Consider the following 26,660-nt stretch of genomic DNA (forward strand, 5'->3'; position numbering starts at 1 on the left):
GAGAGATGCCGGAAGGACGCCCGCCCACGGATCTGGACGTTACAGCGGTGCGGCGGCGCCACCCCTCCCCGGTACGGGGGGGGCAGCAGTACGGCGGGACGGCAGGACTACGGGACTACAGAGAAGGCGGACGGCTGCCAGACGGCTTGCCGCTGGCGGGCGCATCGGCGGCGAGGTCGCGCAGCAGGGCCACCGCCTCGTCGCGTCCGCTCACGCCCAGTTTCATGAAGATATTCTTGAGATGCCACTTCACCGTCTCGGGCGAGACCGCCAGCGTGCGTGCCACCATCTTGTTCGACATCGCCTGCGAGATCAAGGTCAGCACCTCGGTCTCGCGCTCGCTCAGGGCCTTGATCGGCGCCGAGCGGCGGGCCGGCGCCACGGGCGCCTCGCGCTCGCGCCAGCGGCCCGAAGCCTCGAGCAGACGCTTCGTATAAAACGCCAGTACGGGATCGAGCGTGGCTTCGGCCAGCACCGTGCGCATCAGCGTGACGCCGCCCGTGGCAGCATCGAGCAGGCTGCGCAGCAGCCCCAGCCGGTGGCCCAGGCGCAGCGCCTCGACCAGGTGCTCGCGCGCGGCGCGGCCATTGCCCCGGCCGTTCTCCGCCACCGCGCATTGCATATGGACGATGGCGCCATGCCGGCCGCGTGAGGCCAGCACGGAGTTGGACAGCATCGGCTGGAGCCGCGCCAGCGCCCCGTCGAAATCATGCCGATGCAGGCACAGACCGATGCACGCAAGCTGCGCGTGCGCCGCGATCTCCCAAACATCGGTACGATCCGCGTTGACGGCGGCCAGCTTGCGCACGCGCTCGATGGTCGCCTCGGCCAGATCGGTCTCGCCTTCGCGCAACTGCCAGCGCGAGCGCACATTGAGCGCCATCACCAGCAGGCGGTCGAGGTTGTTGTGTACCGCGTAATCCTCCAGGCGGTCCAGGCAGGCCGCGGCCTCCAGGCGCCGGCCGGCCACACGGTGCGACAACGACAGCATCAGCAGCGCGCGCAGCGTCGCATCCGGCACCGACGCCGTTTCCAGCTGGCCGATCCACCGCTCCAGCAGCGTGCAGACGGCGTCGATCTCATTGAGTTCGTAGAACGTCTCGCTCAGCAGCACCGCCGCCATGTGGGCCACGCCGACGTACTCGGGACCCAGCTGGTCGGCCTCGTGCAGCACCTGCCGGAACACCGGCTCGGCCTGGAGCATCTTCCCTTCGATCGACAGGCTCAGGCCAGACAGGCACCGCCCGATCAGGTTGCTGAGCATGCCGCCGCCACCGTGATGCGTGCCGTCGGCCAGTACCTGGCGGGCGCGCTCGTACTCGCCGCGGTGCATATGCAGCCAGCCCAGCACGTTGGCGCGCGAGGTCAGCACGAAATCGTCGGCATCGGGGGGTGCGGCTTCCAGTTCGGGCAGCAGGGCCACCGCCGCGCCGATATCGTCGCGCATCAGCGCCATGGCCCCGCGCAGCACGATGACGGCGAAGCGCTCGCGGGCGCCCAGCGCGGCGGCCTGCGCCTCCAGCCGGGGGATGGTCCGCGCGGTGGCGTCCAGCCTGAGCGAGCGCAGATCCACGTGGGCCTGCATCAGTTGCAGTGCGAAGCGCGATTCGATCTGCGCGGCGGGCAGCAGGCGCAGCAGGCCGCTCAGCTGGCGGAAGCCGCCCCGCGCAAGCAGCTCGGGCGCGCAGGTCTGGATGGCGTCGGCCGCCGCGCCGGCCTCGCCAGCCATCACCGCGTGCCGGACCGCCTCCTCCACCTGCCCGCGCTGCTCGAACCAGCGCCACGCCGCCGCATGCAGCGCATGCTGCCGGGCCTGCGGCATGCGTACCACGCGCGCCAGCAGCACCTCGCGCAACAGCGGATGCAGCCGGTACCAGCTCTCATGGTCGTGGCCGCTGACCTGGATGATGAACAGGTTGCTGCTATCCAGCCGCACCAGCCGGGTGGTCATGCGCGCCACGGCGCGCGGCTCGCCCACCAGCGTGGCGCACAACGGCGCGCAGAACCGGCTGCAGATGGCCACGCAGGTCAGCAGGTCCTGGTCCTCCGTGCCGAGCTGGCGCAGTACCTCGTGCTCGAAATAGTCGGCAAAGGCGCTGGCGTCGCGCAGCGTGCTGGTAGAACCGGGAAAGAAGCCCGGCGTGCCGGTACCGTGCTTGGCCTTGATATCGAGCGCGAACAGCTGCAGGCCGGCGATCCAGCCATCGGTCAGTTCGTGCAGGCGGCGTGCGTCACGCGGCGGGATATCGCCAAGCTGGTCGCGCAGATAGGCTTCGGACTCCTCGGGGCTGAAGCGCAGGTCGCGCAGGTCCAGCGTGGCCACCAGCCCCTGCGAATCGAGGCGCGCCAGCGAGAGCGGCAACGCTGCGCGCGAACAGAGCACTACGTGCAGGTGCGCCGGCGCATAGTCGAACAGCCATTGCAGCATCTGCCAGATGCGGGGGTCCTCGAGGTGATGCACATCGTCCAGGATCAGCACGACGTCGCGCGGCTGCGCGGCAATGGCCTCGATCAGCGTGACCACCCAATGCTCGATGGCCGAGGCATCGCTGCCATCGCCCACCAGTGAGGCCGCGTCCCGCACGATGCCGGCATCGATCAGGCCGATGCTGGCGAGCAGGCAATCGAAGAAACGCGCCGGATCGTCGTCCTCCTCGGACAGGGACAGCCACGCCACCTCGAAGCCGAGCGACACCAGCGACTGGCGCCAGCTGACCAGCGCGGAGGTCTTGCCGCACCCGGCCGGCCCCTGCACGATCACGCAGCGCTTGTGCCGCGCCTCCAGCAGGCGTGCCGCGAGGGCCTCCCGCGCCAGCGGACGGCGCGCGGGCCGTGGCGGCACCAGCTTGGTACCGGCGATGGGCTCGAAGTTGCGCGCGGAAGCCTCCGACAATGGCTTCGGCGCCGGGTCATACGAAGACATGTGTCGATTGTGCCGGGCTCGTCACCCAGGCAGGCGTTCTGCGCGATGGGAAGCCAGCATTATAGAGACGCCCCGGCGCCCGGACCATCGGGGTCAGTCTGGAGGCCGCGCCGCGCCTGGGTTTCCGGCACACGTGGGGGGGCGGGCCTCCCCATCGTCCACCCGGAGCGGGTGGGTCGTGACGCGCACGCGCCATGCATGATGGCGTCGGCGGCAGGGATCCCTTCCCACCGCAGCGCCCAAAACACGACGCGCGGCCCCACCGCGCCGACCAGGAGACAGAATGCTCAAGAAGACCTGCATGCTGACCGGCATGCTCATGCTGGCATGCCTCGCCCAGGCAGCGGCCGCGCAGTCACCGTACCCGACCCGCCCGATCATGTTCGTCCTGCCGTTCACCCCGGGCGGCGCCGCCGACATCGTCTCGCGCGCGCTGGCGGATGACATGGGCAAGCGCCTCGGCCAGCCGATCCTCGTCGAGAACCGCCCCGGCGCGTCCGGCATGATCGGCACGAATGTGGTGGCCAAGGCGCCCGCCGATGGCTACACGGTTGGCATCACGCTGACCCAGGCGATTCTGAACAATCAGTTCCTGTATACGAAGCTGCCCTACGACACCCGCAAGGAACTGGCCTTCGTCACCGAGATCTGCAGCGCCGGCGTGCTGCTGGTGGCCAGCCCGCACGTGCCAGCCAAGGACATGAAGGCGTTGCTGGACTGGACCGCGCACCACCCCGCCAGCTTCGGCTCATGGGGAGTGGGTTCCTACGGCCATCTGGTCAGCTCGCACCTGGCCCGCACGCGCAAGGCCGACATCACGCACGTGGCCTACAAGGGCGAGGCGCCGATGATCCAGGATCTCGTGGGCGGCCAGATCGACCTTGCCTTCGTCTCCGCCTTCGCCGCCAAGCCGTTCGTCGAATCGGGCAAGCTCAACGTGCTGGCGGTGGCGGCGGACCGCCGCCTGCCCGGCCTGCCCAACGTGCAGACGCTGGCCGAGGCCGGCCTGACCGACCCGGAGTTCCAGGTCACCGGCCGCATGGTGATGATGGTGCCGGCCAACACGCCGGCCCCGGTGGTCGAGAAGCTGGAAAGTGCCGCGCGCGCCGCGATTGCCTCGGAGCCGATCCGCGCGCGCATGCGCGCCATCGCCATGGAGCCGATCGGCAACAGCAGCAAGCAGGCGCTGGCCAACTACGAGGCGATGTACCCCGTGCAACAGCGGCTGGTGACGAGCACGGGCGCCCGGCTGGACTAAGCGGCGCTACCTACCCGATGCGGGGGGGAGGGGGTGGGCGGGCCTGACCGTAACCTAGGCTCCTCCTTTTATCCAACGGTAGGAACATCATGCTGTCTGGCATCAAGATCGTGGAAATCTGCGGTATCGGCCCGGGGCCGTTTTGCGCCATGCATCTGGCGGACCTCGGCGCGGACGTGATCGCGGTGGAACGCAGCCTGCCTTCGGGCACGGGCACGGGCACGCCGCCCCCCGCGGGCAATGTGATCAACCGGGGCAAGCGCTCGGTCGTGGCCGACCTCAAAACGCCGGAGGGCCGCGAACTGGTGCTGCGCCTGATCGAGGACGCCGACGCGCTGATCGAAGGCATGCGCCCCGGCGTGATGGAGCGCCTGGGCCTCGGCCCCGATGCCTGCCATGCGCGCAATCCCCGCCTGGTCTACGGCCGCATGACCGGCTGGGGCCAGTCCGGCCCGATGGCGCAGGCCGCCGGGCACGACAACAACTATATTTCGCTGTCCGGCGCGCTGTACTACAACGGCGGCCCGGTCGAGCCGCCCTCCTCCGCCATCACCCTGGTGGGCGATATCGGCGGCGGCGCGCTGTACCTGGCCATCGGCCTGCTGTCCGGCATCCTCAATGCGCGCGCCACCGGCAAGGGCACGGTGGTCGATGCGGCCATCGTCGATGGCTCCGCCCACATGCTGCAACTGCTGCTCGCCACGCAGGCCAAGGGCTTCGTCACCGGCCAGCGCGGCGACAACATCTTCGACAGTTCGCACTTCTACGCCACCTACCGCTGCGCCGACGGGCACTGCATCACGGTGGGGTCGATCGAGCCGCAGTTCTACGCGCTGCTGCTGGAAAAGCTCGGCGTGGCCGAGGACCCGCGCTTCGCGCGGCAGTGGGACCGCAAGCGCTGGCCGGAACTGCACCGCCACTTCGCGGAACTGTTCGCCAGCCGCCCCCGTGCCGAATGGAGCGCGCTGCTGGAGAACACGGACGTCTGCTTCGGCCCCGTGCTGAGCCCGGAGGAAGCGGCCAGGCACCCGCACAACGTGGCGCGCGGCATCTATGTGGAGAGCGAAGGCCGGCTCCAGGCCGCGCCAGCCCCGCGCTTCGACGGCGAGGCGCGCAAGCCCGGCGCCATCCCGACGCCGGGCCAGCATACGGCTGAGATCGCGGCCGGGCTGGCGCAAGGCGCCGCCGCCGGCGTCTGGCGTACCCCCGCCAAGGGCTGAGTGGAGCGTTGCCATGGCGAGTGCAACGCAACGCGGCGCCGCGCCGCAATCGGCCGGGCGCCTCCAGCCGAAGCTGTCCGCGCTGATCGCCGAGGTGCGCGCCGTGCGCGACGAACTGGACCGCACGCTGGCCCGGCATGGCATGCCCAGCCGCGACGCGGCGGCCTCGCGCGCGCGGCTGCTCGACCAGTGGATCCGGCAGGCGCAGGGCCGGCGGCAGCTGGTCTGCCTGGCCTGCGGCGCGGAGCAGGGTCTGCTCCAGCAGGGGCATCTGGAAATCGGCCGGCGCACCGCCGCCGGCACCACGGACCGCGCCCTGCGCGCGCTGTACTGGGCCAGCGTGCAGCGCTGGAGCCGCGCGCCGGGCATCCGTCCGATGCGCGATGACACCGCGGCAGCGTCGATGCCCGCACCATCGGCATCGGCAGCGCCATCCGCCGTGCCACACATGTGCGGCGACTGCGACGACCTGCGCCAGGACATCCGCCGCTACACCCCCCATGCCGAACTGGAGCGGGATGGCGCCGGCGAGCCGCCGCGGCCCCATGGGCCAGCCGAATGCCGGTATCGCTGCGGCACCTGCGCCACGCAATGGGTGCGGCGCGTGCCCCCCTTCGAGCCGTTTGCCGTCTGGGCCGTGGTGCCCGCCCGGCACGCGGCGCCGCTGTACCGCTGAGGTTTGACGTTTTTCCGAACAGTCCCTCCATCGCTGGATGTCGGTTCCGGCGATGGTCTTTACTCCGACCTCACGGTCGGATTTTTTTTTGGGGGAAAGCGCACGTGAAGGAGGTAAGGGTCTGCACGGATGGGTAGTGCGCAAATGCGACAGTCCGCCCATCCGGAGTGGGCAGGTTTCCGGGGCATCCGCGCTCTACTGTGCGTGCGCCGCGAGAGCGAGCGCGCAGCCAGCCAATGCGCTGGTTCCTAGAACGATAAGGAGACCCTCAAGCATGAAACGGAAGTTCATTACCCTGGCGGCGCTGGCCCCGCTCACGATCACGGCCCATGCGCAGACAAGCGTCACGCTGTATGGCGTGGTCGACGGTTCCATCGAGTACGTCAACCGGGTCGCGTCCTCGGCCGCCACGCCCAACCAGGGCGGCAGCCGCGTTGGCATGCCCTCCGTGGGCGGCCTGTCCGCCTCGCGCTGGGGCCTGCGCGGCGTGGAAGACCTCGGCGCCGGCAACCAGGCGCTGTTCGTGCTCGAGAGCGGCTTCCAGTGGGATAGCGGCGCCCTGCAGGGCGTGCCGCTGTTCAATCGCCAGTCATTCGTCGGCCTGCAGAATGCCAGCTTCGGCAAGCTGACCTTCGGCCGCCAGTACACCTCGTTCTTCGAGGGCATGGCCAACTTTGCGCCGATGCGCTTCGCCGCCACGTACGAGCCGGGCATCTGGTGGATGGGCCTGAACTACCGCGAAGACAACATGGCCAAGTACATGGGCAAGTGGGGCCCGCTCCAGGCCACCGCGCACTTCTCGTTCGGCACCGGCGTGGCCGTGCAGAACGCCGCCATCGCGCTGGCCAACGGCGGCGCCGGCGAGGTGCCGGGCAACTTCAAGGACAACACCGGCTACGGCGCCTCGCTGATGTACCTGAACGGCACCGGCCTGGGCCTGTCGATTGCCGCCGACGAATGGCGTCCGGCGGCGCAGATCGGCGCGCCGGGCAAGATGACCAAGCTCGGCGCGGCGGGCCTCTACAACACCGGCCCGTTCAAGTTCACGCTCGGCTATCGCTACAACAAGGGCGAGTTCGCCAGCGGCGCCACGCTGCTGCGTGACGACTACTGGTGGGCGGGTGTGAACTACCAGGCCACGCCGGCCTGGGGCCTCTCGCTGGCCTACTACTACGCGGACGTGAAGGGCGCGCGCGCCACGGCAACCGCAGCCGAGACCAATCCGCCCAACATGCAGCAGGTTACCTTCACCACCACCTACAACTTCAGCAAGCGCACCGACGTCTATATGTCGGTCGGCTACGCCCACAATGGCGGGCTGAGCTTCGACGGCCTGGCCACCGCCTACGCCTTCAAGTACCCGACCATGTCTGGCCAGCAGAACATGGTCGGCGTCACCATCGGCGTGCGCCAGATCTTCTGACCGGCATCCCCCGGGCCACCCTTTCCTGGGGGGCCCCCCCACCCCCCCAGGAACGGCATCATCCTTGCAGACCCCCGACAGTCCCAAGGATGACAACCATGGCCAACACCGTAAAAGACGCCACAATGCCCCCCGGCCGCACGCTGCGGCATACCCGCAATATCCAGTGCCGCGGCTACCTGCGCGACGATGGGCGCTACGACATCGAGGCCGAGATGCAGGACATCTCCGCCGTCGCCACCGAGATGCCCTTCACCGACCTGCCCGCCGGCGGCCACCTGCACCGCATGCACCTGACCATGACGATCGATGCCGGTCTGGTGATCCACCATTTCGAGGCCCGCACCGAGACCGGCCCCACCCCCTACTGCGCCGACATCAACGCCGCCTACGCCGCCCTAATCGGGCTGCGCATCGGCAAGGGCTTCAACCAGGCGGCCCGGCAACGGCTGGCCGGCGCGCGCGGCTGCACGCACCTGACCGACCTGCTCGGCCCGCTGGCCACCACGGCCATGCAGACCATGATGTCGATCGAGCGCGAGGTGACGCCCTGGCACACCAAGCTCAACGGCGATACGCCCCTGCCCCAGCCCTGGGTGCTGGGCACCTGCCATGCCTACCGCCTGGACGGCGAGGCCGCCCAGGTCATCTGGCCGATGCACCGCAGGGCGGCACCGGTGCCGGAGATGACCCCGCAGGAGTGATGCGCCATCCACATTTAGTGTCGCCCCCGTCACATGACTCGCCTGCAATGAAGTTGTTATAATCGCCCGACTTCAAAAAACTCCGAATCCGCGCAACGCCCGCGGCTCCGTCCGCACAGCGCCATCCCGCAGTTTCCATGGCAGTCCACCGGACGGCGTCTGACAGGCCCCGCGGACCCGACAAGCGTGCCGAGGAAATCCGTGGCCGGTACTGAAATCGCAACGCCAGGCGCCCCGCTCGCGGGGCCCGCCGTGTCATCGGGCAGCTCGTTCCACACGGCCATGCGCATCCTGCCCGCCTCCCAGCGGCAGGCCATGTTCGAGATTTACGCGTTTTGCCGCGCCGTGGACGATATTGCCGATGGCGACACCCAGCACGCCGATCGCCTGGCCGCGCTCGATCAATGGCGCGCGGACATCGCCGCCTGCTACGCCGGCCGGGCGCCCGCCGCGCTGGAGCCGCTGCATGTGCAGATTCAGGCATTCAATCTCCAGCAGCAGGACTTCTGCGACGTCATCGACGGCATGATCATGGACGTCGTGGCGACCATCGTCGCGCCGGACGCCGCCACGCTGGACACCTATTGCGACCGCGTGGCCAGCGCCGTGGGCCGCCTGGCCGTGCGCGTGTTCGGCCTGGAAGAAGCGCCCGGCATTGCGCTGGCGCACCACCTGGGCCGCGCGTTGCAACTCACCAATATCCTGCGCGATATCGACGAGGACGCCGGCATCGGCCGCCTGTACCTGCCCGCCGAGGCACTGACCGCCGCCGGCATCCCGATCGGCACGCCGCACGCGGTGATTCATCACCCCGCCATCGGCACGGTCTGCCAGGGCCTTGCGCGGGAAGCCCAGGCCCACTACGACGCCTCCGCCGCCATCATGGCGCGCTGCCCGGCGCGCGTGGTGCGCTCGCCGCGCATCATGTTCGAGGTTTACCACGGCATTCTCACGCGCCTGCTGGCGCGTGGCTGGCAGCCGCCGCGTACGCGTGTGCGCGTGCCCAAGGCCAAGCTGGTGTGGATCCTGCTCCGGCATGCCATCGCCTGACCCGACACACCTAATATGGAAGAGGATGCGCGGCCGCTTGCCGCGCCATCCGCAGAGAGAGAAGTGCCCCCAGAATTGATGAACCAGGCCGCAACGATCACCCGCCCCGAATTCGCCACCACCGACGCGCTGGCCGCCAGCGTGAACCGGCTCGCCCAGCCTGCCCTGCCGGACCCGCTGGACGCCGGCATCGCCCATGCCGTGGATACCCTGCTCGCCCAGCAACAGGCCGATGGCCACTGGGTCTACGAGCTGGAAGCCGACGCCACCATCCCGGCCGAATACATCCTGATGGTGCATTACCTCGGCGAGCCGGCCGACCCGGTGCTCGAGGGCAAGATCGCCAACTACCTGCGCCGCATCCAGAACGCCGATGGCGGCTGGCCGCTGTTCCACGCGGGGGCGTCCGACATCAGCGCCAGCGTGAAGGGCTACTTCGCGCTCAAGATGGCCGGCGACGACCCCGAGGCCGCGCACATGCGCCGCGCCCGTGCCGCCATCCACGGCATGGGCGGCGCCGAGGCGAGCAACGTCTTCACCCGCACCCTGCTGGCCCTGTACGGCGTGATGCCGTGGCAGGCCGTGCCGATGATGCCCGTGGAAATCATGCTGCTGCCGCAGTGGTTCCCGTTCCATCTCTCCAAGGTCTCGTACTGGGCGCGCACGGTGATCGTGCCGCTGCTGGTGCTGAACAGCCTGCGCCCGCAGGCGCGCAACCCGCGCAAGATCGGCATCGACGAACTGTTCGTGCGCCCAGCCCAGTCCACCCGGCTGCCCGCGCGCGCGCCGCACCAGAGCCCGCTCTGGGTGGGCGTGTTCCGCGCGCTGGACGCGGTGGTACGCGTGGCCGAGCCGCTGTTCCCGCGCAGCCTGCGCGCGCGGGCCATCGAGCGTGCCCGCACGTTCACCGTGGAGCGCCTGAACGGCGAGGATGGCCTCGGCGCCATCTTCCCGGCGATGGTCAATTCGGTGCTGATGTTCGATGTACTCGGCGTGCCCGCGAACGACCCGGACCGCGCCATCGCGCGCCGCTCGATCGACAAGCTGCTGGTGGTCCGCGACGATGAAGCCTATTGCCAGCCGTGCCTGTCGCCGGTCTGGGACACCTCGCTGGCCAGCCACGCGCTGCTGGAAGTGGGGGAGCCGCGCGCCATCGCCGCCGCCGCGCGCGGCCTGGACTGGCTGGTGCCGCTGCAGGAACTGAACCTCAAGGGCGACTGGATCGTGCGCCGCCCGGACGTGCGGCCCGGCGGCTGGGCCTTCCAGTACGCCAATGCCCACTACCCGGACGTGGACGACACCGCCGTGGTGGCTGCCGCGATGGACCGCGCCGACAAGGGCGACCGGACCGACCGCTACAAGACCGCCGTGGCGCGTGCCTGCGAGTGGATCGTCGGCATGCAGAGCAGCAACGGCGGCTGGGGCGCTTTCGAGCCCGAGAACACCCATCTCTACCTGAACAACATCCCGTTCGCCGACCACGGCGCGCTGCTGGACCCGCCCACCGCCGATGTCTCGGCGCGCTGCCTGGCCATGCTCTGCCAGCTCGGCCAGATGCCGGCCAACAGCGAGCCCGCCGCGCGCGCGCTGCGTTACCTGCTGGACGAGCAGGAAGCGGACGGCAGCTGGTTTGGCCGCTGGGGCACCAACTATATCTATGGCACGTGGAGCGCGCTGTGCGGCCTCAACGCCGCCGGCATCGGCGCCAACGCGCCCGAGGTGCAGCGCGCGGCCAAGTGGCTGCTGTCGATCCAGAACCCGGACGGCGGCTGGGGCGAGTCCGGCGACAGCTACAAGCTCGACTATCGCGGCTACGAGCGCGCGCCGAGCACGGCGTCGCAGACCGCCTGGGCCATGCTGGGCCTGATGGCAGCCGGCGCCGGCGACCATCCGGCCGTGGTGCGCGGCGTGGAATTCCTGCTGCGCACGCAGGCCAGCCATGGTTTCTGGGATGAGCCGTATTTCACGGCCGTGGGCTTCCCGCGCGTGTTCTACCTGCGCTACCACGGCTACGCGCGCTTCTTCCCGCTGTGGGCGCTGGCGCGCTTCCGCAATCTGCTGCGCGAGGGTAACCACGCCGTGGCATGGGGCCTGTGAGCCCCGCCCACGCCCCGGTGCTGGCGGTGAGCGGCATGCGCTTCGAGGCGCAGATCGCCGCCGGCCCTGGAATCGAAACCCTGTACGGCCGCCGTGACGCCGCGCTGGCGCGGGCGCTGGACCAGGCCCTGAAGGATGGCCGCGCGGGCGGCTTCGCCGGCGTGATCAGCTTTGGCGTGGCGGGCGGGCTCGACCCGACGCTGCCGCCGGGCACGGTTATCGTGGCCACCGGCGTGCGCGCCGGCGCCGAATCGTTCCGCACCGACCCGTTCTGGAGCGCCGCGCTACGCCGCGCGCTGCCGCAGGCGGTACCCGGCCTGCTGGCCGGCGCCGACACCGCCGTCACCACCGTGGCGGACAAGGCCGCGCTGCATGGCCTGCACGGCGCGCTGGCGGTGGACATGGAATCGCACATCGCCGCCCGTGCCGCCCACGCGCATGGCCTGCCCTTCACCGCGCTGCGCGTGGTGGTGGACCCGGCCGACCGCCCCGTGCCGCCGCTGGCCGTGGCCGGCATGGGCGCCGATGGCAGCACCGATATCGGCGCCATCCTCATCGGCCTGCTCAAGGCCCCCCATCACCTGCCGGGCCTGCTGCGCCTGGGCCAGGACGCCGCGGCAGCCCGCCGCGCACTGCAAGCCGCCCGCCGGGCGCTGGGCGAGGAATTCGCCCTGCCTGCCTCGGCGCTGGCTTAGGACATTTCCTAACCGACTACCCGGCGAATCGGCTCACCCAAACTTGCGCGCCGCATCGCGCGCGAGGCCCGAGCCGATCCCGCCGAACAGATCCCCTTCCACGCGCTTGGCGCCCGGCAGCAGTTCCGCCAGGCGCTGGCGCAGCAATGGCACGCTGCTGGAGCCGCCGGTGAACAGGATCGTATCGACCTGCTCCGCCGTCACGCCAGCCGTGTCCAGCATGTGGCGTACCGTGCTCTCGGTCTTGGTCACCAGCTTGGCGATGGAGCCATCGAAGTCATCGCGCGTAATCAGCAGCTGGGTGTCCGGGGCGATGCGGTGCAGGTCTACCCAGGTCTTTTCCTCCTCGGACAGCGCGATCTTGGCCGCTTCCACCTGGATGGCGAGCCAGTGGCCGGCGCGGTCCTTGATCAGGCGGATCAGGCGGTCCAGCTTCTCGGTCTCGGCGGCGTCGCGGTAGTTGTCCATCACCAGCGACCACGCCTTGCGCGTGTAGAGCAGGTTGATGGTGTGCCAGCTCGCCAGGTCGAAATACTGGCTCGACGGCATTTCCTTGCCGTTGCGCAGCTGGCTGCCCAGCCCCAGCAGCGGCATGGCGCTGGCCAGGCTCAGGGCGCGGTCGAAGTCGGTACCGCCGATATGGACGCCGCCGTTGGCCAGGATGTCGGCCTTGCGGTCGAGCTTTTTGGCGCGGTCCGGCGACAGCCGCACCAGCGAGAAGTCGGACGTACCGCCGCCAATGTCGGCCACCATCACCAGTTCCTCGCCCGAGATGCCCGCCTCGTAGTCGAACGCGGCGGCAATCGGCTCGTACTGGAACGCGATGTCCTGGAAGCCCGCCGCGCGGGCAATCTCGCCCAGCGTGTCCTCGGCCAACTGGTCGGCCTTGGGGTCTTCGTCGATAAAGAACACCGGCCGGCCCAGCACCGCCTTGGTGAACGTGGTGCCGGCGGCCTGTTCCGCGCGGCGTTTCAGTTCGCCGATGAAATGGGCCAGCAACTGGCGGAAGGGCATGGCCTGGCCCATGACCTCGGTGCTGTCGTCCATCATCGACGTCCCGAGCAGGCTCTTGAGCGAGCGCATCAGCCGGCCCTCGTAGCCGGCCAGATAGTCGCCCAGCGCGGCGCGGCCGTAGCTGACCAGCGGGTCCTCGGCGTGGAAGAAGATCACCGACGGCAGCGTGGTCTTGCCATCTTCCAGCGGCAACAGCACCGGCTGGTGGGGGCGCAGCCAGCCAACCGTGGAGTTGGAGGTGCCGAAGTCGAGACCGCAAGCGTGGGACATTGTTCTGCCTACCTTTGAATTCTGGGCCGCTATTGTAGTGGAGCCGGGCGACCCGGGCAGACGCAATGGCCATGCCCACCCCCTCGTCAATGCCGACTTGACACCGCCCGCCGCGTCCTCCTATCCTTCGCGTGTTCCTTCTTTAAGATCGATGTTCTATCTTACAGAACTTATTTAGAGCACATCCGGACACACGAAAACCGCAGGAGACACCCGCATGTTCCGTTCCGCCCCGATCCGTTCCCGCCTTCCTTCCCGCCTTCCTTCCCACCTTCCTTCCCGCCCTACATTGCCGGCCTGCGCGCTGGTGGCCGCCCTGCTGGCGGCGCCGCTGCTGACCAGCGCCCCTGCCGCACAGGCCGCCGATGCCTGGCCCAGCCAGCCCGTGCGGCTGGTGGTGCCGTTTCCGCCGGCTGGCGGCACGGATGTGCTGTCGCGCCTCGTCTTCAACAAGGTCGGGGCGGCCACCCACTGGACCGTGGTGGTCGAGAACCGCGCCGGCGCCGGCGGCAATATCGGGCTGGACACGGTGGCCAAGGCCCGCGCGGACGGCTATACGGTGGGCATGGGCCAGACCGCCAACCTCGCCATCAATCCGTCGCTCTATCCCAAGATGCCGTACGACGCCGTGAAGGATTTCACGCCCGTGGTGCTGGTATCCGCCCAGCCGGTGGTGGTGATCGTGCGGCAGGATGCGCCGTTCAAGACGCTGGCCGATCTGGTGGCGGCAGGCAAGGCCAAGCAGTTGTCGATGGCGTCCGCCGGCACCGGCACGGTGGGCCACCTGACCGGCGAGATGTTCCAGCGCCGCGCCGGCATCAAGGCGCTGCACGTGCCGTATAAGGGCGCCTCCCCGGCGCTGACCGACCTGATGGGTGGCCAGACCGACTTCTACTTCGCCACGCCGCCCATTGCCCTGCCGATGCTCAAGGCCGGCAAGCTGCGCGCGCTGGCCGTGACCTCCGCCAAGCGCCTGCCGCTGCTGCCCAACGTGCCCACCGTGGCGGAACAGGGCTACGCCGGTTTCCAGGCCGAGGACTGGAAGGCCCTCGTGGCGCCCGCCGGCACGCCCGCCGAGGTGGTGCAGCGCCTCAACGCCGAGGTGAACAAGGCGCTGAAGGACCCGGACACCGTGGCCAAGCTGCGCGAGGAAGGCAGCGAGCCGCGCGGCGGCAGCCCCGCCGACTTGGCCACCGCCATCAAGGCCGAGAACACGCGCTGGGGCACCATCGTGCGTGAATCCGGCGCCAAGGCCGAGTAATTCGGCTGAGTCATTCTTTCCCCAGGCAGGACCCGTCATGCAACCGCACCCGCACCCGCAATCGCAACCGCAATCGCAACCGCAACCGCAGCCGCAACCGCAACCCGTCAAGCCGCTCCGCAACATCCGCGTGCTCGACCTCACCAACGTGCTGGCCGGTCCGTTCTGCTGCCATCAGCTGGCGCATATGGGCGCGGAGGTGATCAAGGTGGAGACGCCCGGCACCGGCGACCTCGCGCGCCAGCTTGGCGCCGATGCCGACCTGAACCAGCGCCTGATGGGCGTGTCGTTCCTCGCCCAGAACCCGGGCAAGCGCTCGATCACGCTCAACCTCAAGCACGCGCGCGGCAAAGAGGTGTTCCGCAAGCTCGTGGCCAGCGCCGATGTGCTGGTCGAGAACTTCCGGCCCGGCGTGATGAAGCGGCTCGGCCTCGGCCATGAAGACCTGAAGGCCGTCAATCCGCGCCTGATCTACTGCGCGATCTCGGGCTTCGGCCAGGACGGCCCGCTCTCGGACCTGCCCGCCTACGACCAGATCATCCAGGGCATGTCGGGCGTGATGAGCATCACCGGCGACCCCGAAACCGCGCCGTACCGCGTGGGCTATCCGGTCTCCGACACCATCGGCGGCATCACGGCGGCCTTCGCCATCGCGGCGTCGCTGGCGGACACCACGCGCACCGAGGGCTATTTCCTCGATGTGTCGATGCTGGAAGCCACGCTCGCCACGATGGGCTGGGTGGTCTCCAACCACCTGATCGCCGGCAAGGCGCCCTCGCCGATGGGCAACGAGAACATGACGGCCAGCCCGTCCGGCACCTTCCGCACCGGCGACGGCCTGCTCAACATCGCCGCGAACAAGCAGGAGCAGTTCGAAGCCGTGTGCCGCGCGCTGGGCCGCCCCGAGCTGGCCACCGATGCGCGCTTCGCGCAGCGCCAGGCGCGCCTGGCCAACCGCCGCGCGCTGACGGAGGCGCTGGAAGCGGAACTCGCCCGCGAGCCCGCCACGGTCTGGTGGCAACGGCTGAACGAGGCCGGCGTGCCGGCCGGGCCGGTGCTTAACGTGCCGGACACCCTCGCCCATCCGCAGGTGCGTGACCGCGGCATGGTCGGCCATTTCCCCGATGTGCCCGGCGTGGGCCGCGACATCCGGCTGGTGCGCACCGGCTTCAAGGTCAACGGGCAGGCGCCCGCCGTGGATACCCCGCCGCCCGAACTGGGCCAGCACACCCGCGACATCCTCGTCGAACTCGGCTACGCCGACGCCGACATCGACACCCTGAAACAGGAGCGCGCGCTATGAGCGACAAGACATCCACGCCACCCGCCATCGACGCCGGCCAGCAGGCCTCGCAGGACTGGTGGCATACCGAAATCATCGACATGAAGCCGGGCGAGATCCGCTATCGCGGCTACCCGATCGAACAGCTGATCGGCAATGTCTCGTTCGCCCAGATGATCTGGCTGATGCTGCGCGGCGAGCTGCCGGGGCCGGGCCAGGGCGAATTGCTCGACGCCGCGCTGATGGCGGCGGTGGACCATGGCCCGCAGGCGCCGAGCATCGCGATTGCGCGCATGGCTGCAACCTGCGGCGTGGGGCTGAACAACGCGATGGCGTCGGCCGTGAACGTGCTGGGCGACGTGCACGGCGGCGCCGGCGAGCAGGCGGTGGAGCTGTATCAGGACGTAGCGCTGCGCGAAGATGCCGGCGCCACGCGTGAAGACGCCGTGGCGGCGGCGCTGCAAGCCTACCGGGAGCTGCGCGGCAAGTTCGTGTCGGGCTTCGGGCACCGCTTCCATCCGCTCGATCCGCGCGCCCCGCGCCTGCTTGCGCTGGTGGACCAGGCGGCGGCTGCCGGCGTGGTCTCCGGACGCTACGCGGGCATCGCCCGCGCGGTGGAGCAGGCGCTCGGCGCGGGCCGGGAGAAGCCGATTCCGATGAATATCGACGGCGCCACGGCAGTGATCTACGCCGAACTGGGCTTCCCGGCCCCGCTCGCGCGCGGCCTGTTCTGCCTGTCGCGCTCGGTCGGCATCCTCTCCCACGCCTGGGAACAAACCCAGCAAGGCGGCCGCAACAAGGGCCCCATCCCCCGCCAGTTCATCTGGACGTACGACGGCGTGCCGCAGCGCGACGTGCCGGGCGCGTAATAAGCCAGGAAGCCGCCTCAGCGGATCTCCGGATAGTGCGTCTCCCCTGCCGCCGCCAGCGGCAGGCTGTCGTACGCCGGCACGTCTGGCACGACGAAGCGCTGCACCACCACCGCCTCAAGCAACCCGGCGTAGCGGGCATCCTCGTGCAGGCTGCAAAGCTTGTCCACCAGCCGGGCCCGGTCCGGCGCCGGCAGGCTCTCGGCGGCTACCAGTAGCGGGATCGGCGTCCAAGGCGTGACCGCGATGGTGTCCAGCCCGGCCAGCCACGCCGGCTCATGCTTTCGTACGAGTTCGAGAAAATAGCTGTCGAGGGCAGTCACGTCGATCTGCCGCCCTTGCAGCGCCTTCAGCACGCGCGGCGGTGTGTCCAGCGGGCCGACCGAGGCCGCGTACAGCGCCCGGCCGGCCTCCCCGGCCTCCCCGGCCTCCCTCGCATATGGAGCCAGCAGCAGCCGCGCCGCCTGATAGCCCGACTGCGAATGCGGCACCATCCAGCCAAAGCGCTGCCCGAAGGTATCGGGCAGGCTGCGCCAGCCGCATTCGCGCCGCACCAGCAGCTCGCTCCGGTAGCGCGGCAGCCCCTCGTAGGCCGCCACCGCCGGCACCGGTGCCACCAGCGGCACCACGGGCGCCACGTGCTCGGCGAACGGCAGCCCGCACATGAAGCCGCACACGAGGTCGCGCCGCTGCCACAGCGCCTTCAGGGAGGCCGGCCAGGCGTGCGGAATCACGCGCACCGGCCAGTCCAGATCGGCAAAAACCTGCGCGAACAGCCGCTGCCATGCCTCAGCCACCGCCGGCGTGGCGTTGTACATGCGCGTCGAGGCAACGCCGTGCGCCATCTCAGGCAAACCGCAGCGTCTGGCCGAGCCCCAGCGCCCGCGCCTTGGTCAGCATGGCATGGCCAAGCGCGATGTCGGTGGTGGACAGCCCGCGGTGCCAGAACAGGATGGTCTCGTCGTCACGCTCGCGGCCCGGCTTCAGCCCTGCCACGATCTGGCCCAGCTCGGCGTGAAGGTTTTCCTCGTTCAGCCGCCCGCTGTCCACGTGCTGGCGCAGCGCGCCGAACGGCAGCCCCTTGCGGCACTGGCCCCAGTCGTCCACCACCATCTTGCTCATGATGTCGGTCAGGGACAGCTCCACCGCGCTCATCGTGCCGTACGGAATCACCAGCGCGCCGGGCTTGATCCATTCGGTCAGCAGCATCGGCGTGGGCGCAGGCAGGCGGGAGGCTTCCACGATGATGTCCGCGCCGCGCACGCAGGACTCCCAGTCGTCGGTCACGATTACCGGCTTGCCGAGGTCGCGCGTCAGCCGCGAGGCAAAGGCGTCGCGGCTCTCGGGCCGGCGCGAATGGACGCGGATTTCGTCGAAATCGAAGATCGAATCGAGCAGCCGCACGTTCCAGTACGAAGTCCCGCGTGCCCCCACGTGGCCGAGGATCTTGCTGCCCTTGCGCGCCAGATGCCGGGCGCCGAGCGCCGTCACGGCGCCGGTGCGCATGTCGGTGATGGCGGTGGCATCGATCACGGCCAGCGGCACGCCGTTGTCCGGGTCGAACAGGTTCAGCAGTGCCATTTCCGAGGGCAGGCCCTGCTTGTAGTTATCGACATAGTCCGAAACCACCTTCACCCCGGCCACGTGCAGCGGCTTGATAAAGCCGCGCAGCACGTTGAAATGGCCCTTGTCCGACGACTCCGGCACCAGGTGCACGCGCGGCTCGATCACGGTCTCGCGGCGGCCCTGCGCGGCCAGCGCGCCTTCCACCGCCGCCAGGATCTCGGCATCGGTCAGCGCCAGTGCGGCCACGTCCGGCCCGTTCAGGTAGGTCAGGTACAGCTCTTTCACGGTGGTCTCCTTACTGCATCGGGGGAATGTTGGCGCGGTGCACGATGGCGCGCCACTTGAGCGTCTCGGCGGCGATGGTGCCGCCGAACGCCTGCGCGCTGTTGCCGACCGGCTCCAGGCCCAGCGCGTCGAGTTTTTCGCGCACGTCGGGCTGACGCAGCACGGCGGCCACGTCGGCCTGCCATTTCTGCACGATGGCGTCCGGCGTGCCCTTGGGCGCCACCAGCCCGTACCAGGAGGTCACGTCGAAGCCCGGATAGCCCGATTCCGCCACGGTTGGCACGTTCGGCAGCTGTGGCAGGCGGCGCGGGCTGGCCACGGCCAGCGGCACCAGCTTGCCGGTGCGGATGTGCTGCAACACCGTGGAAATGCCCCCGAACATCATCTGCACCTGCCCGGCCAGCACGTCATTGAGCGCGGGCGCCATGCCGTTGTAGGGCACGTGAACCGTCTTGATGCCGGCCTCCAGGTTCAGCAGCTCGCCCGCCAGATGCGCGCCGCTGCCGTTGCCCGGCGAGGAGAAATTGAGTTCGCCCGGATGGGCCCTGGCGTAGCTGACCAGCTCCTTCAGCGAACGGGCGTGAACGGCCGGATTCACCACCAATACGTTCGGCGATGCCGCGAGCATGGTCACCGGCACGAAGTCGCGCGTCTCATAGCCGAGTTTCGGGAACAGGATGGGGTTCACGGTCAGGTTGCCGGCCGGGGCCAGCCCCAGCGTGTAGCCGTCCGGCGCGGCGCGGGCCACGGCCTCCATGCCGATATTGCCGGCAGCGCCGGGCTTGTTGTCCACCACGATGGATTTGCCCCACTTCTCGCCCAGCTTCTGGCCGATCAGGCGCGGCAGCGCGTCCGCCACGCCGCCGGCGGCGAATGGCACGATGATCCGCACCGGCTTGGCCGGATAGGTCGAATAGGTGTCCGGCTGTGCGCTGGCTGGCGCCGCCCACGACAGCGCTACCGGCAGCAGCCATGCCGCTGCCAGCCTGAAAAGATGACGATTCACTGCGGGCTCCCCGTGCTTTGCGATCTCGATACCGTCGCCGTGACAGCGCTTCCGGCTTGTCTTCGGCGGCAGCTTGTATAGACTGATCTTATCGATCCTGTCTGATACTGTATAGACAACTTTTTGCAGATCGAAAAGCGGTTTCCGCATAAGCGGCGCAATCCCCGCGTTGCGCCCCGCTGTGGCACACCGTTGGTGCGATGCGGCACAATGCGCGGGCATCGCCAGGGGTGGCCGGCGCCGCATTTCACCGAAGCGGACCGCGCGCACCATTACAGAGAGCCAGGAGCCTGCATGTCATCGACCCCCTCGTCGGCCACGCCGACGCCCGCCTTCCAGCGCATCAAGGACTATGTGCAGGGGGAGATCGAGGCCGGCACCTGGGGCGAGGGGGACGCCATCCCACCCGAACTGCGGCTCGCCGCCCAGTTCGGCGTCTCGCGCATGACCGTGAACCGCGCGCTCAACGAGCTGGAGGCGGAGCAGGTGCTGGTGCGACGCAAGGGCGCCGGCACCTTCGTGGCGCCGCAGCGCTACCAGGCCACCGTGGTGGAGATCCGCAGCATTGCCGAGGAGATCCGCGCGCGCGGCCACCGCCACCGCAGTGCGCTGTTCCGGCTGGAGCGCCAGCGCGCCACGCGGATGCTGGCCACGCAGTTCGGCGTGGCCGAGCGCAGCATGCTGTTCCATTCGGTAATCCTGCACTACGAGAACGACGCGCCGATCCAGGTGGAAGACCGCTGGGTCAATCCGGCGCTGGCGCCGGGCTATATGGAGATCGACTTTGGCGCGGTCACGCCCAACGAGCACCTGATGCGGGTGGCGCCGCTACAGCGCGCCGAGTACCAGATCGAGGCGCAGCTACCCACGGCCGAGGTGGCGGAGATGCTGGCCATTGGCGAGGCGGAGCCGGCGCTGGTACTGCGCCGGCGCACGTTCTCGCGCGATGCGGTGGCTTCGCTGGTGGTGCTGTGGCACCCGGGCAAGCGATATCGCTTCGGGGGGGCACTGGGGTAAGCCGGCCTAGGCGGCGGTGGCGCAGTCCATCGACGCTGGCGCGCCGTCTTGCGCTTCGTCCTGCGCTTCCGGCTTCTCGTCGATCACCATGCTCGACCCCAGCACGAACTGGTCGCGGCCCCGCTGCTTGGCCATGTAGAGCGCGCGGTCGGCTTCGGAAAACAGGTTGCGCCACAGCGACTCGCGGCTCGCGGCGCCGCCGTGCAGCTGCGCCACGCCGATGCTGACGCTGGCATGCCCGCCCCGCCCCGGCAGCTCGATCGCGCGTACCTTGCGCAGGATACGGTTGGCCAGCGCCGTGGCCTGGTGTTCGTCCGTGTGCGGGCAGAGGATGCAGAATTCCTCGCCACCGTAGCGTGCGGCGATGTCCGAGGCGCGGCGCGAGTTGTCCAGCGCGGCGGCAATCTCGCGCAGCACGTTGTCGCCGGCATGGTGCCCGTGGGTGTCGTTGACCTGCTTGAAGTGGTCCACGTCGATGACGAGGCAGGACAGCGCATCGCCCTCGCGCTGCCAGCGCGCCACCAGGCCCATGGCGGTCATGTCCAGCGCGCCCCGGTTCAGCAGGCCGGTCAGCGCATCGAGCCGCGCCCCGCTCTCGTTGCGGGCGATGATCTGCTCCATCGCCATCAGGCTGAAGCCGAACAGGCCCAGCAGCACCGCCACCAGCGGCGCGAGCGGCCAGACCGACGACGCGGTCTGGGCGAAGAACGGCACCATCACATGGTTGTGGAACGAGGCCGCCTGCCCCAGGGCCGCCACTTGCGAGCCCAGCAGCACCAGATGGGAGGCCAGCACCAGCGGCCCGCCGATGCTGGTGCGGCCGCGCGCGCTACGCAGCAGGGTAATGAGGGTGGTGAACGAGGTCATGGCCAGCACGCCGTAGCCGATGGCGTGGATCAGCATCGGGCCGTCCGCCAGCCCGCTCATCAGCACCATCAGGACCATCACCACGGCGCCGGTGGCGCGCAGCAGGTTGGCGCGCTCGGGCAGGCCGTAATAGACCCGCACGCCGCGGTAGATGGCCAGCCGGCCGACGATATAGGCCCCCGCGCCAAGCGCGCCCAGCTGGAGCGACCCGGCGCCCACGCTGGCCGCCACGACCAGCCCGGCGCCGGAGGCGATGACATGGCCGCTCGCCCACAGCCGTCCGGCCTCGTTGGCGCGCAGCGCGAGCACGAGCCCCGCCGCCATCACCAGCGTGCTGGAGAACACCACCATCATGACGACCAGAATGGTCTGCTGGGCCAGGTGCACGGATTCAACATCCTCTAAAGCTACCGGGGGCGGCTGCCGTTATTGCGGTTTACCCTGATCCTGGCCGCAGGATGCCCGCAGATAACGGGAATTGCGACCGGAGAGGCGCATCATAGCCCGTGCATGGCTTGCGGCGGCACCCCCGTTAAGCCGGGTTAGCGCGCACGCAACGTTTTGAAATTACTACGGAAATCCGTGCGGATCAGTCTTCGTCAGACAGGTCGTTCTGCCCTGCGGGAACCACCGGGGTGGCGGGCGCCGGCTGGACTTCCGGGAAGGTGCCGCCAAGCGCCGCCGTAAGCTGGCGCGCAGCGGCGAGCACCTGGTCGCGAAAGGCTTCCGAGAAACGCGGGGTCGGGCAGGTTAGCGTCAGCGCCCCCTTCAGTTCGCCGGCCGGGCCGAACACCGGCGCGGAGACGCCGGCGATGTCCGGGCTGCGGTCGCCCACCATGGCAATCACCCCTTCCTCGCGGATGCGCTGGTAGATCTCGCCCCGTGCGCCCGAGAAGGCCCGCAGCACGCGGCCACCGGCGCCACGGTTGCGCGGCAGGAGATCGCCGGCGCGGATGTGATCGCGCACAGGCTGGGGGGAATCCACGCGATAGAGGCACAGGCGGTGCTCGCCCTGCTCCACGTGGAAGGCGGCGGACTCCCGCGTGTCGCGCACCAGCTCACGCAACGCGGGCATCACCACCTGTTCCAGCGAGAAAGACGCCGCGTAGACCGCGTTGAGCCGGGCGACTTCCGGGCCGAGCCCGTAGCGGCCATCGGCCTGCCGCTGCACCAGCCGGGCATGCTCCAGCGAGGCCAGCAGCCGCAGCAGCGTGCTCTTATATAGACCGCTGCGGTGCGCCAGTTCGGCCAGGCCCAGCGCGGTGTCCCCTTCCCGGAACACCGAGAGCACGAACAGCGCCCGGTCCACGGCCACGGCGCCGCCTACGGCACCATGCTTGTCGGCTTCGGAGAGTTGGGCGGCTTTACGTGGCATGGCGGGACGGCGGGCAGCCGGTTGGAATGGGCGTCCACCGTATAGAACGGCCCGTGGCTTGTCAATCCGCCCGGGCCGGGCCTCTCAGCCCCGTTCGCAGCAATAGGCAGCCGTGGTGTAGGGGAATGCCACCACCGCCTGGCCGCGCAGCGCCGGGTCGGTGGCGATGACCTCGTGCAGCTGGGCGCGCACCGCGTCCTGCTGCGCCGGGGGCAGCGAGGCGATGAAGCTGACCGACATCACGCGGTCCACGATGACCTGCTCGGGCGCGCCGGTGTGGGTGTAGGGGAATTCCGTCAGGCGCAGCGGCCCGAAGCCCTCGGCGGGAAAGACCCGCTTCCAGTCGCCCCGGTAGTAGCGCGGCGCATCCCCTTCGAACGGGGTCATGATGGCCGTGAGCCGGGCCACCCAGTCGACCGATTCATCGCGCACGTTCCACACCAGCCCGAGCTTGCCGCCGGGGCGCAGCACGCGGCGGATCTCGGCCATGGCGGCGGGGTTGGCGAACCAGTGAAACGCCTGGGCGCAAACCACGGCGTCCACGCTGGCGTCGGGCAGCGGGATGGCTTCGGCGGTGCCGGCCAGCACGGTGGCGTCTGGCAGCTTGGCGGCCAGCTGGGCGCGCATCTCGGCCACCGGCTCCACGGCCACCACGCTGGCGCCGGTGGCGGCCAGCAGGCGGGTGAACTTGCCGGTGCCGGCGCCGAGGTCGACCACCGACCTGCCCGGGGCGAGCCCCAGGGTGTCGCGCAGCCAGTGCGTCAGTTCGGCGGGATATTCGGGACGCCCACGGGCGTAGGTATCGGCCTGGGCGGCAAAACCCTGGGCGGCGGCGCTGTGGATGGCGCTGTGGATGGCTGTCATGAGGGGGCTCCGGACGGGATCACGTACCTTACTCCGCCCCTCGCCGCCGGGCAACCGGGCGCCCCTCCCTACTCCTTTTCCTCTTCCTTAGTGCTGCATGCCCCAGCGCCGCACCGTCACGCGCTCCAGCGTGGTGAAGACCAGCCCCTCCACCGCCAGCCCGATCAGGATCACCGTGGCGAGGCCCGCGAACACGCGGTCCGTGTACAGCTCGTTGCGGTTCTGGAAGATGTACCAGCCCAGCCCGCCCTTGCCCGACGAGGCGCCGAACACCAGTTCCGCCGCAATCAGCGTACGCCAGGCAAAGGCCCAGCCGATCTTGAGCCCGGAGAGCACGGCCGGCAGCGCCGCCGGCAGCAGGATCAGCACCACGTAGCGCAGGCCGCGCAGCCCGTAGTTACGCCCGGCCATGCGCAGGGTCTCGGGCACGCCGCGAAAGCCCGCGTAGGTGTTCAGCGCCAGCGGCCACAGCACCGAGTGGATCAGCACGAAGATCAGGCTCTTGCTGCCCAGGCCGAACCAGAGCAGCGCCAGCGGCAGCAGCGCGATGGCCGGCAGCGGGTTGAACATGGCGGTCAGCGTGTCGAGCAGGTCGCGCCCCAGCCGGGTGGAAACGGCCAGCGTGGTCAGCATGAAGGCCAGCGCGATGCCCGCCGCGTAGCCCTGCACCAGCACCGACAGCGACACCGCCGCCTTGCCCGGCAACTCGCCATTGGCGATGCCTTCGGCAAACGCCCGCGCCGTGGCGAGGAACGTCGGCAGCAGCAGGTCGTTGTCCTGGATACGGGCGAGGATTTCCCAGAGCACCGCCAGCGCCAGCAGGATTACCGCCTTGCGCACCCAGCCCTGCTGCCAGAGGCGGCGATGAAAGGGCAGCGGCCGCGACAGCGGCACGGCGGTGAACGGCTCGGGCGCCAGTTCGTATTCAGGGCGGATGGGGGTGTCGAGGGTGGTCATGATCGGTCGAAAATGTTCGCTGGGCCTGGTTCGCTGGGACCCTACGCGTGCGCCCTGCCCCGCGCGCTGGCGGTCTCCGCTGGCTGATCGAACAGCATCTGGTGGATGCGCTGCGCGGCGGCCTGGAAATCGGCGCTGCCCTGGCTGGCCAGGCTGAACTGGTGGCTGTTGAGTTCCGCACGCACGCGCCCCGGATGCGGGGACAGCAGCAGGATGCGGTTGCCGACCACCAGCGCTTCCTCGATCGAATGGGTCACGAACAGCAGCGTGAAAGCGGCGTCGTGCCACAGTTCCAGCAGCTCCTCCTGCATGCGGCGCCGGGTCAGCGCGTCCAGCGCGGCGAAGGGCTCGTCCATCAGCAGCACCTTGGGCCGCATCGCCAGCGCGCGGGCAATCGCCACGCGCTGTTTCATGCCGCCGGAGAGCGTGTGCGGGTAGGCATCGGCAAACTGCGCCAGCCCCACCTTGTTCAGGAAGTGCATGGCCACCTCGGCGGCCTCGGCGGCGCCCATGCCGCGCGAGCGCCGCAGCGGGAACATCACGTTCTGTTTCACCGTCTTCCACGGCGGCAGCTGGTCGAACTCCTGGAACACGACGATGCGGTCCGGCCCCGGCGCCGCCACGCGCCGCCCTTCCAGGCGGATCTCGCCCTCGGCCGGCGGCACGAAGCCGGCCACGGCCTTGAGCAGCGTGGACTTGCCGCAGCCCGACGGCCCCAGCAGCACGAAGCGGTCGCCGCCGTGCACGTCGAAGCTCACGCGGTGCGTGGCGCGCACCACGCGTGCGTCGGTGCGGTATTCGAGCGAGACGCCGTCCACCTGCAACAGCGGCGAGGACAGCGAGGGCCGGCCCGGAATCACGCGCAGATGCGCGCCAGCGTGCAGCGGTTCAGACATTTCAGCTCCCCTGGGCCGTGGCCGGGTCCTGGAAGAAGTAATCCTGCCAGGACTTCGGCTGGTTCTTGATCGCCCCCACACGGTGCATGAACTCGGCCAGCGCGAAGGTGTTCTGCGGCGTGATCTTGAACTGCACCTGCGGGTTGCGCAGGATCCTGACCAGCAGCGCGCGGTCGATCCTGGCCTTGTTCACGCGGATATAGAGGTCGGCGGCGGCCTCCGGGTTGGCGGTGGCGAACTGGGCGGCCTCGGCCAGCGCATCGACAAAGGCGCGGTAGGTCTTGGGGTTCTCGTTGCGGAACGTCTCGGTGGCGTAGAGCACGGTGGCGGAACTCGGCCCGCCCAGCACGTCGTACGAGCTGAGCACGATGCGCGCGTTGGGGTTGCCGGCCAGCTCCTGCTCCTGGAACGGCGGGTTGCCGAAGTGGCCGGTGATCTCGGTGCCGCCGGCGATGATGGCCGCTGCCGCGTCCGGGTGGGGCACGGCCACGGTCCATTTGTCGAGCCGGTTGAACGCCTTGTCGCCCCACTGTCTGGCGGCCGCCAGTTGCAGCACGCGCGACTGCACTGACACCGTGACGGCCGGCAGTGCGATGCGGTCCTTGTCGGAGAAATCGGCAATCGACTTCACCTTGGGATTGTTGCTGACGAGGTAGTACGGGAAGTTGCCGAGCGAGGCCACGCCGCGCACGTTCTGCCGGCCGTGCGTGCGGTCCCACAGCGTCAGCAGCGGGCCCACGCCGGCGCCGGCGATGTCGATGGCGCCCGAGAGCAGCGCGTCGTTGACGGCGGCGCCACCCGAGAGCTGGGTCCATTCCACCTTGACGTCCACGCCCTGTTGCTTGCCGTGCTTCTCGATCAGTTGCTGGTCACGCGCCACGTTCAGCAGCAGGTAGACCACGCCGAACTGCTCGGCAATGCGCAGGCGGCCCTCGGCGTGCGCCACGCCGGTCAGGGCGAGGCTGGCGCACTGCCCAATCAGTACGGTCAGCACGGCGGCGGCGGCGCGGCGTTTCAGGGTCGTCGAAAGGAATGACAGGGACATGCAGGGGCTCCGGATGGATGTGGTTGGCTCGGTTTCGTGC

At 69.5% G+C, this 26,660-nt stretch carries 23 protein-coding genes; 12 read left to right on the top strand and 11 right to left on the bottom strand.

All coding sequences use genetic code 11. From position 1 onward, the window contains the following. Positions 1 to 115: 115 nt before the first annotated feature. On the bottom strand, positions 116 to 2,923 hold the full coding sequence (locus AB4120_RS04120; protein WP_149139045.1) for a LuxR C-terminal-related transcriptional regulator: 2,808 nt from the start codon (positions 2,921 to 2,923) through the stop codon (positions 116 to 118). Positions 2,924 to 3,206: 283 nt separating this feature from the next. Between AB4120_RS04120 and AB4120_RS04125 the strand changes: the two genes are divergently transcribed. The 8 genes from AB4120_RS04125 (at position 3,207) to AB4120_RS04160 (ending at position 12,046) form a co-directional block, all read left to right on the top strand. Beyond that, positions 3,207 to 4,181 (top strand): tripartite tricarboxylate transporter substrate binding protein, encoded by a 975-nt coding sequence (locus tag AB4120_RS04125; RefSeq protein WP_149139044.1) that lies wholly within the window; start codon positions 3,207 to 3,209, stop codon positions 4,179 to 4,181. A gap of 89 nt (positions 4,182 to 4,270) precedes the next feature. Then, complete coding sequence (locus tag AB4120_RS04130) at positions 4,271 to 5,401, top strand: CaiB/BaiF CoA transferase family protein (protein ID WP_441641873.1); 1,131 nt, start codon at positions 4,271 to 4,273, stop codon at positions 5,399 to 5,401. 13 nt (positions 5,402 to 5,414) lie between these two features. Further along, the gene (locus tag AB4120_RS04135) at positions 5,415 to 6,077 is read left to right on the top strand and encodes a hypothetical protein (RefSeq protein WP_441641874.1); all 663 of its coding nucleotides are present in this window, start codon (positions 5,415 to 5,417) and stop codon (positions 6,075 to 6,077) included. A gap of 274 nt (positions 6,078 to 6,351) precedes the next feature. Further along, positions 6,352 to 7,500 carry a porin gene (locus AB4120_RS04140; protein ID WP_149139042.1) on the top strand — a complete coding sequence of 383 codons (1,149 nt, stop codon included), beginning with the start codon at positions 6,352 to 6,354 and terminating at the stop codon, positions 7,498 to 7,500. A gap of 98 nt (positions 7,501 to 7,598) precedes the next feature. Beyond that, the gene (locus AB4120_RS04145) at positions 7,599 to 8,204 is read left to right on the top strand and encodes a DUF2889 domain-containing protein (protein WP_441641875.1); all 606 of its coding nucleotides are present in this window, start codon (positions 7,599 to 7,601) and stop codon (positions 8,202 to 8,204) included. 201 nt (positions 8,205 to 8,405) lie between these two features. Next, on the top strand, positions 8,406 to 9,254 hold the full coding sequence (hpnD, locus tag AB4120_RS04150) for a presqualene diphosphate synthase HpnD (RefSeq protein ID WP_149139040.1): 849 nt from the start codon (positions 8,406 to 8,408) through the stop codon (positions 9,252 to 9,254). Positions 9,255 to 9,332: 78 nt separating this feature from the next. After that, positions 9,333 to 11,351 (top strand): squalene--hopene cyclase, encoded by a 2,019-nt coding sequence (shc, locus tag AB4120_RS04155; protein ID WP_441641876.1) that lies wholly within the window; start codon positions 9,333 to 9,335, stop codon positions 11,349 to 11,351. Then, positions 11,348 to 12,046 (top strand): phosphorylase, encoded by a 699-nt coding sequence (locus AB4120_RS04160; RefSeq protein WP_441641877.1) that lies wholly within the window; start codon positions 11,348 to 11,350, stop codon positions 12,044 to 12,046. Before shc ends, AB4120_RS04160 begins: the two co-directional genes overlap by 4 nt. Positions 12,047 to 12,079: 33 nt before the next feature. On the opposite strand, the gene AB4120_RS04165 is transcribed toward AB4120_RS04160, so the two are convergent. Continuing rightward, positions 12,080 to 13,330, bottom strand: a complete 1,251-nt coding sequence (locus tag AB4120_RS04165) for an Hsp70 family protein (protein ID WP_441641878.1) — start codon at positions 13,328 to 13,330, stop codon at positions 12,080 to 12,082. A gap of 217 nt (positions 13,331 to 13,547) precedes the next feature. Between AB4120_RS04165 and AB4120_RS04170 the strand changes: the two genes are divergently transcribed. From AB4120_RS04170 to AB4120_RS04180, 3 genes are read left to right on the top strand one after another with little or no spacing between them, the layout of a single operon-like run. Then, positions 13,548 to 14,591 carry a Bug family tripartite tricarboxylate transporter substrate binding protein gene (locus AB4120_RS04170; RefSeq protein WP_149139039.1) on the top strand — a complete coding sequence of 348 codons (1,044 nt, stop codon included), beginning with the start codon at positions 13,548 to 13,550 and terminating at the stop codon, positions 14,589 to 14,591. A gap of 37 nt (positions 14,592 to 14,628) precedes the next feature. Further along, entirely contained in the window at positions 14,629 to 15,894 is a 1,266-nt protein-coding gene (locus AB4120_RS04175; RefSeq protein ID WP_149139038.1) for a CaiB/BaiF CoA transferase family protein, read from the top strand. Next, a complete protein-coding gene (locus tag AB4120_RS04180; RefSeq protein WP_441641879.1) occupies positions 15,891 to 16,742 on the top strand; it encodes a citryl-CoA lyase in 852 nt (283 codons plus the stop codon). The genes AB4120_RS04175 and AB4120_RS04180 overlap by 4 nt, the downstream gene beginning before the upstream one ends. Positions 16,743 to 16,759: 17 nt before the next feature. On the opposite strand, the gene AB4120_RS04185 is transcribed toward AB4120_RS04180, so the two are convergent. The 3 genes from AB4120_RS04185 to AB4120_RS04195 are packed head-to-tail and all read right to left on the bottom strand — an operon-like array spanning position 16,760 to position 19,599. Further along, the gene (locus AB4120_RS04185) at positions 16,760 to 17,587 is read right to left on the bottom strand and encodes a phosphate/phosphite/phosphonate ABC transporter substrate-binding protein (protein ID WP_149139037.1); all 828 of its coding nucleotides are present in this window, start codon (positions 17,585 to 17,587) and stop codon (positions 16,760 to 16,762) included. A gap of 1 nt (position 17,588) precedes the next feature. After that, positions 17,589 to 18,593, bottom strand: a complete 1,005-nt coding sequence (locus tag AB4120_RS04190; protein ID WP_149139036.1) for an ornithine cyclodeaminase family protein — start codon at positions 18,591 to 18,593, stop codon at positions 17,589 to 17,591. Between the two features lie 10 nt (positions 18,594 to 18,603). Continuing rightward, positions 18,604 to 19,599, bottom strand: coding sequence for a Bug family tripartite tricarboxylate transporter substrate binding protein (locus AB4120_RS04195; protein ID WP_262389785.1), 996 nt, complete (start codon positions 19,597 to 19,599; stop codon positions 18,604 to 18,606). Positions 19,600 to 19,893: 294 nt separating this feature from the next. Between AB4120_RS04195 and hutC the strand changes: the two genes are divergently transcribed. After that, a complete protein-coding gene (gene hutC / locus AB4120_RS04200) occupies positions 19,894 to 20,616 on the top strand; it encodes a histidine utilization repressor (protein ID WP_144196907.1) in 723 nt (240 codons plus the stop codon). A 6-nt stretch (positions 20,617 to 20,622) separates the two neighbouring features. On the opposite strand, the gene AB4120_RS04205 is transcribed toward hutC, so the two are convergent. The 6 genes from AB4120_RS04205 to AB4120_RS04230 form a co-directional block, all read right to left on the bottom strand. Beyond that, the gene (locus AB4120_RS04205) at positions 20,623 to 21,870 is read right to left on the bottom strand and encodes a GGDEF domain-containing protein (RefSeq protein ID WP_149139034.1); all 1,248 of its coding nucleotides are present in this window, start codon (positions 21,868 to 21,870) and stop codon (positions 20,623 to 20,625) included. Positions 21,871 to 22,072: 202 nt separating this feature from the next. Beyond that, on the bottom strand, positions 22,073 to 22,858 hold the full coding sequence (locus tag AB4120_RS04210) for an IclR family transcriptional regulator (RefSeq protein WP_149139033.1): 786 nt from the start codon (positions 22,856 to 22,858) through the stop codon (positions 22,073 to 22,075). 84 nt (positions 22,859 to 22,942) lie between these two features. Beyond that, positions 22,943 to 23,722, bottom strand: a complete 780-nt coding sequence (locus AB4120_RS04215) for a class I SAM-dependent methyltransferase (protein ID WP_149139032.1) — start codon at positions 23,720 to 23,722, stop codon at positions 22,943 to 22,945. An 87-nt stretch (positions 23,723 to 23,809) separates the two neighbouring features. Next, the gene (locus AB4120_RS04220) at positions 23,810 to 24,679 is read right to left on the bottom strand and encodes an ABC transporter permease (protein ID WP_149139031.1); all 870 of its coding nucleotides are present in this window, start codon (positions 24,677 to 24,679) and stop codon (positions 23,810 to 23,812) included. 41 nt (positions 24,680 to 24,720) lie between these two features. Beyond that, positions 24,721 to 25,575: an ABC transporter ATP-binding protein gene (locus AB4120_RS04225; RefSeq protein ID WP_149139030.1), complete on the bottom strand. Its 855-nt coding sequence runs from the start codon at positions 25,573 to 25,575 to the stop codon at positions 24,721 to 24,723. 1 nt (position 25,576) lies between these two features. After that, entirely contained in the window at positions 25,577 to 26,620 is a 1,044-nt protein-coding gene (locus tag AB4120_RS04230) for an ABC transporter substrate-binding protein (protein WP_187645235.1), read from the bottom strand. Positions 26,621 to 26,660: the final 40 nt, after the last annotated feature.

Source organism: Cupriavidus sp. 2KB_3 (genome assembly GCF_052115685.1).
GTDB lineage: Bacteria > Pseudomonadota > Gammaproteobacteria > Burkholderiales > Burkholderiaceae > Cupriavidus > Cupriavidus campinensis.

What these genes read in the sequence shown, in the direction of transcription:
- AB4120_RS04145 (WP_441641875.1), top strand. Translation starts at nt 7,599, where the DNA reads ATGGCCAACACCGTAAAAGACGCCACAATGCCCCCCGGCCGCACGCTG.
- shc (WP_441641876.1), top strand. Translation starts at nt 9,333, where the DNA reads ATGAACCAGGCCGCAACGATCACCCGCCCCGAATTCGCCACCACCGAC.
- AB4120_RS04165 (WP_441641878.1), bottom strand. Translation starts at nt 13,330, where the DNA reads ATGTCCCACGCTTGCGGTCTCGACTTCGGCACCTCCAACTCCACGGTT.
- AB4120_RS04120 (WP_149139045.1), bottom strand. Translation starts at nt 2,923, where the DNA reads ATGTCTTCGTATGACCCGGCGCCGAAGCCATTGTCGGAGGCTTCCGCG.
- AB4120_RS04225 (WP_149139030.1), bottom strand. Translation starts at nt 25,575, where the DNA reads ATGTCTGAACCGCTGCACGCTGGCGCGCATCTGCGCGTGATTCCGGGC.
- AB4120_RS04230 (WP_187645235.1), bottom strand. Translation starts at nt 26,620, where the DNA reads ATGTCCCTGTCATTCCTTTCGACGACCCTGAAACGCCGCGCCGCCGCC.
- AB4120_RS04140 (WP_149139042.1), top strand. Translation starts at nt 6,352, where the DNA reads ATGAAACGGAAGTTCATTACCCTGGCGGCGCTGGCCCCGCTCACGATC.
- AB4120_RS04175 (WP_149139038.1), top strand. Translation starts at nt 14,629, where the DNA reads ATGCAACCGCACCCGCACCCGCAATCGCAACCGCAATCGCAACCGCAA.
- AB4120_RS04210 (WP_149139033.1), bottom strand. Translation starts at nt 22,858, where the DNA reads ATGCCACGTAAAGCCGCCCAACTCTCCGAAGCCGACAAGCATGGTGCC.
- AB4120_RS04185 (WP_149139037.1), bottom strand. Translation starts at nt 17,587, where the DNA reads ATGGCGCACGGCGTTGCCTCGACGCGCATGTACAACGCCACGCCGGCG.
- AB4120_RS04130 (WP_441641873.1), top strand. Translation starts at nt 4,271, where the DNA reads ATGCTGTCTGGCATCAAGATCGTGGAAATCTGCGGTATCGGCCCGGGG.
- AB4120_RS04125 (WP_149139044.1), top strand. Translation starts at nt 3,207, where the DNA reads ATGCTCAAGAAGACCTGCATGCTGACCGGCATGCTCATGCTGGCATGC.
- AB4120_RS04180 (WP_441641879.1), top strand. Translation starts at nt 15,891, where the DNA reads ATGAGCGACAAGACATCCACGCCACCCGCCATCGACGCCGGCCAGCAG.
- AB4120_RS04215 (WP_149139032.1), bottom strand. Translation starts at nt 23,722, where the DNA reads ATGACAGCCATCCACAGCGCCATCCACAGCGCCGCCGCCCAGGGTTTT.
- AB4120_RS04170 (WP_149139039.1), top strand. Translation starts at nt 13,548, where the DNA reads ATGTTCCGTTCCGCCCCGATCCGTTCCCGCCTTCCTTCCCGCCTTCCT.
- hutC (WP_144196907.1), top strand. Translation starts at nt 19,894, where the DNA reads ATGTCATCGACCCCCTCGTCGGCCACGCCGACGCCCGCCTTCCAGCGC.
- AB4120_RS04220 (WP_149139031.1), bottom strand. Translation starts at nt 24,679, where the DNA reads ATGACCACCCTCGACACCCCCATCCGCCCTGAATACGAACTGGCGCCC.
- AB4120_RS04135 (WP_441641874.1), top strand. Translation starts at nt 5,415, where the DNA reads ATGGCGAGTGCAACGCAACGCGGCGCCGCGCCGCAATCGGCCGGGCGC.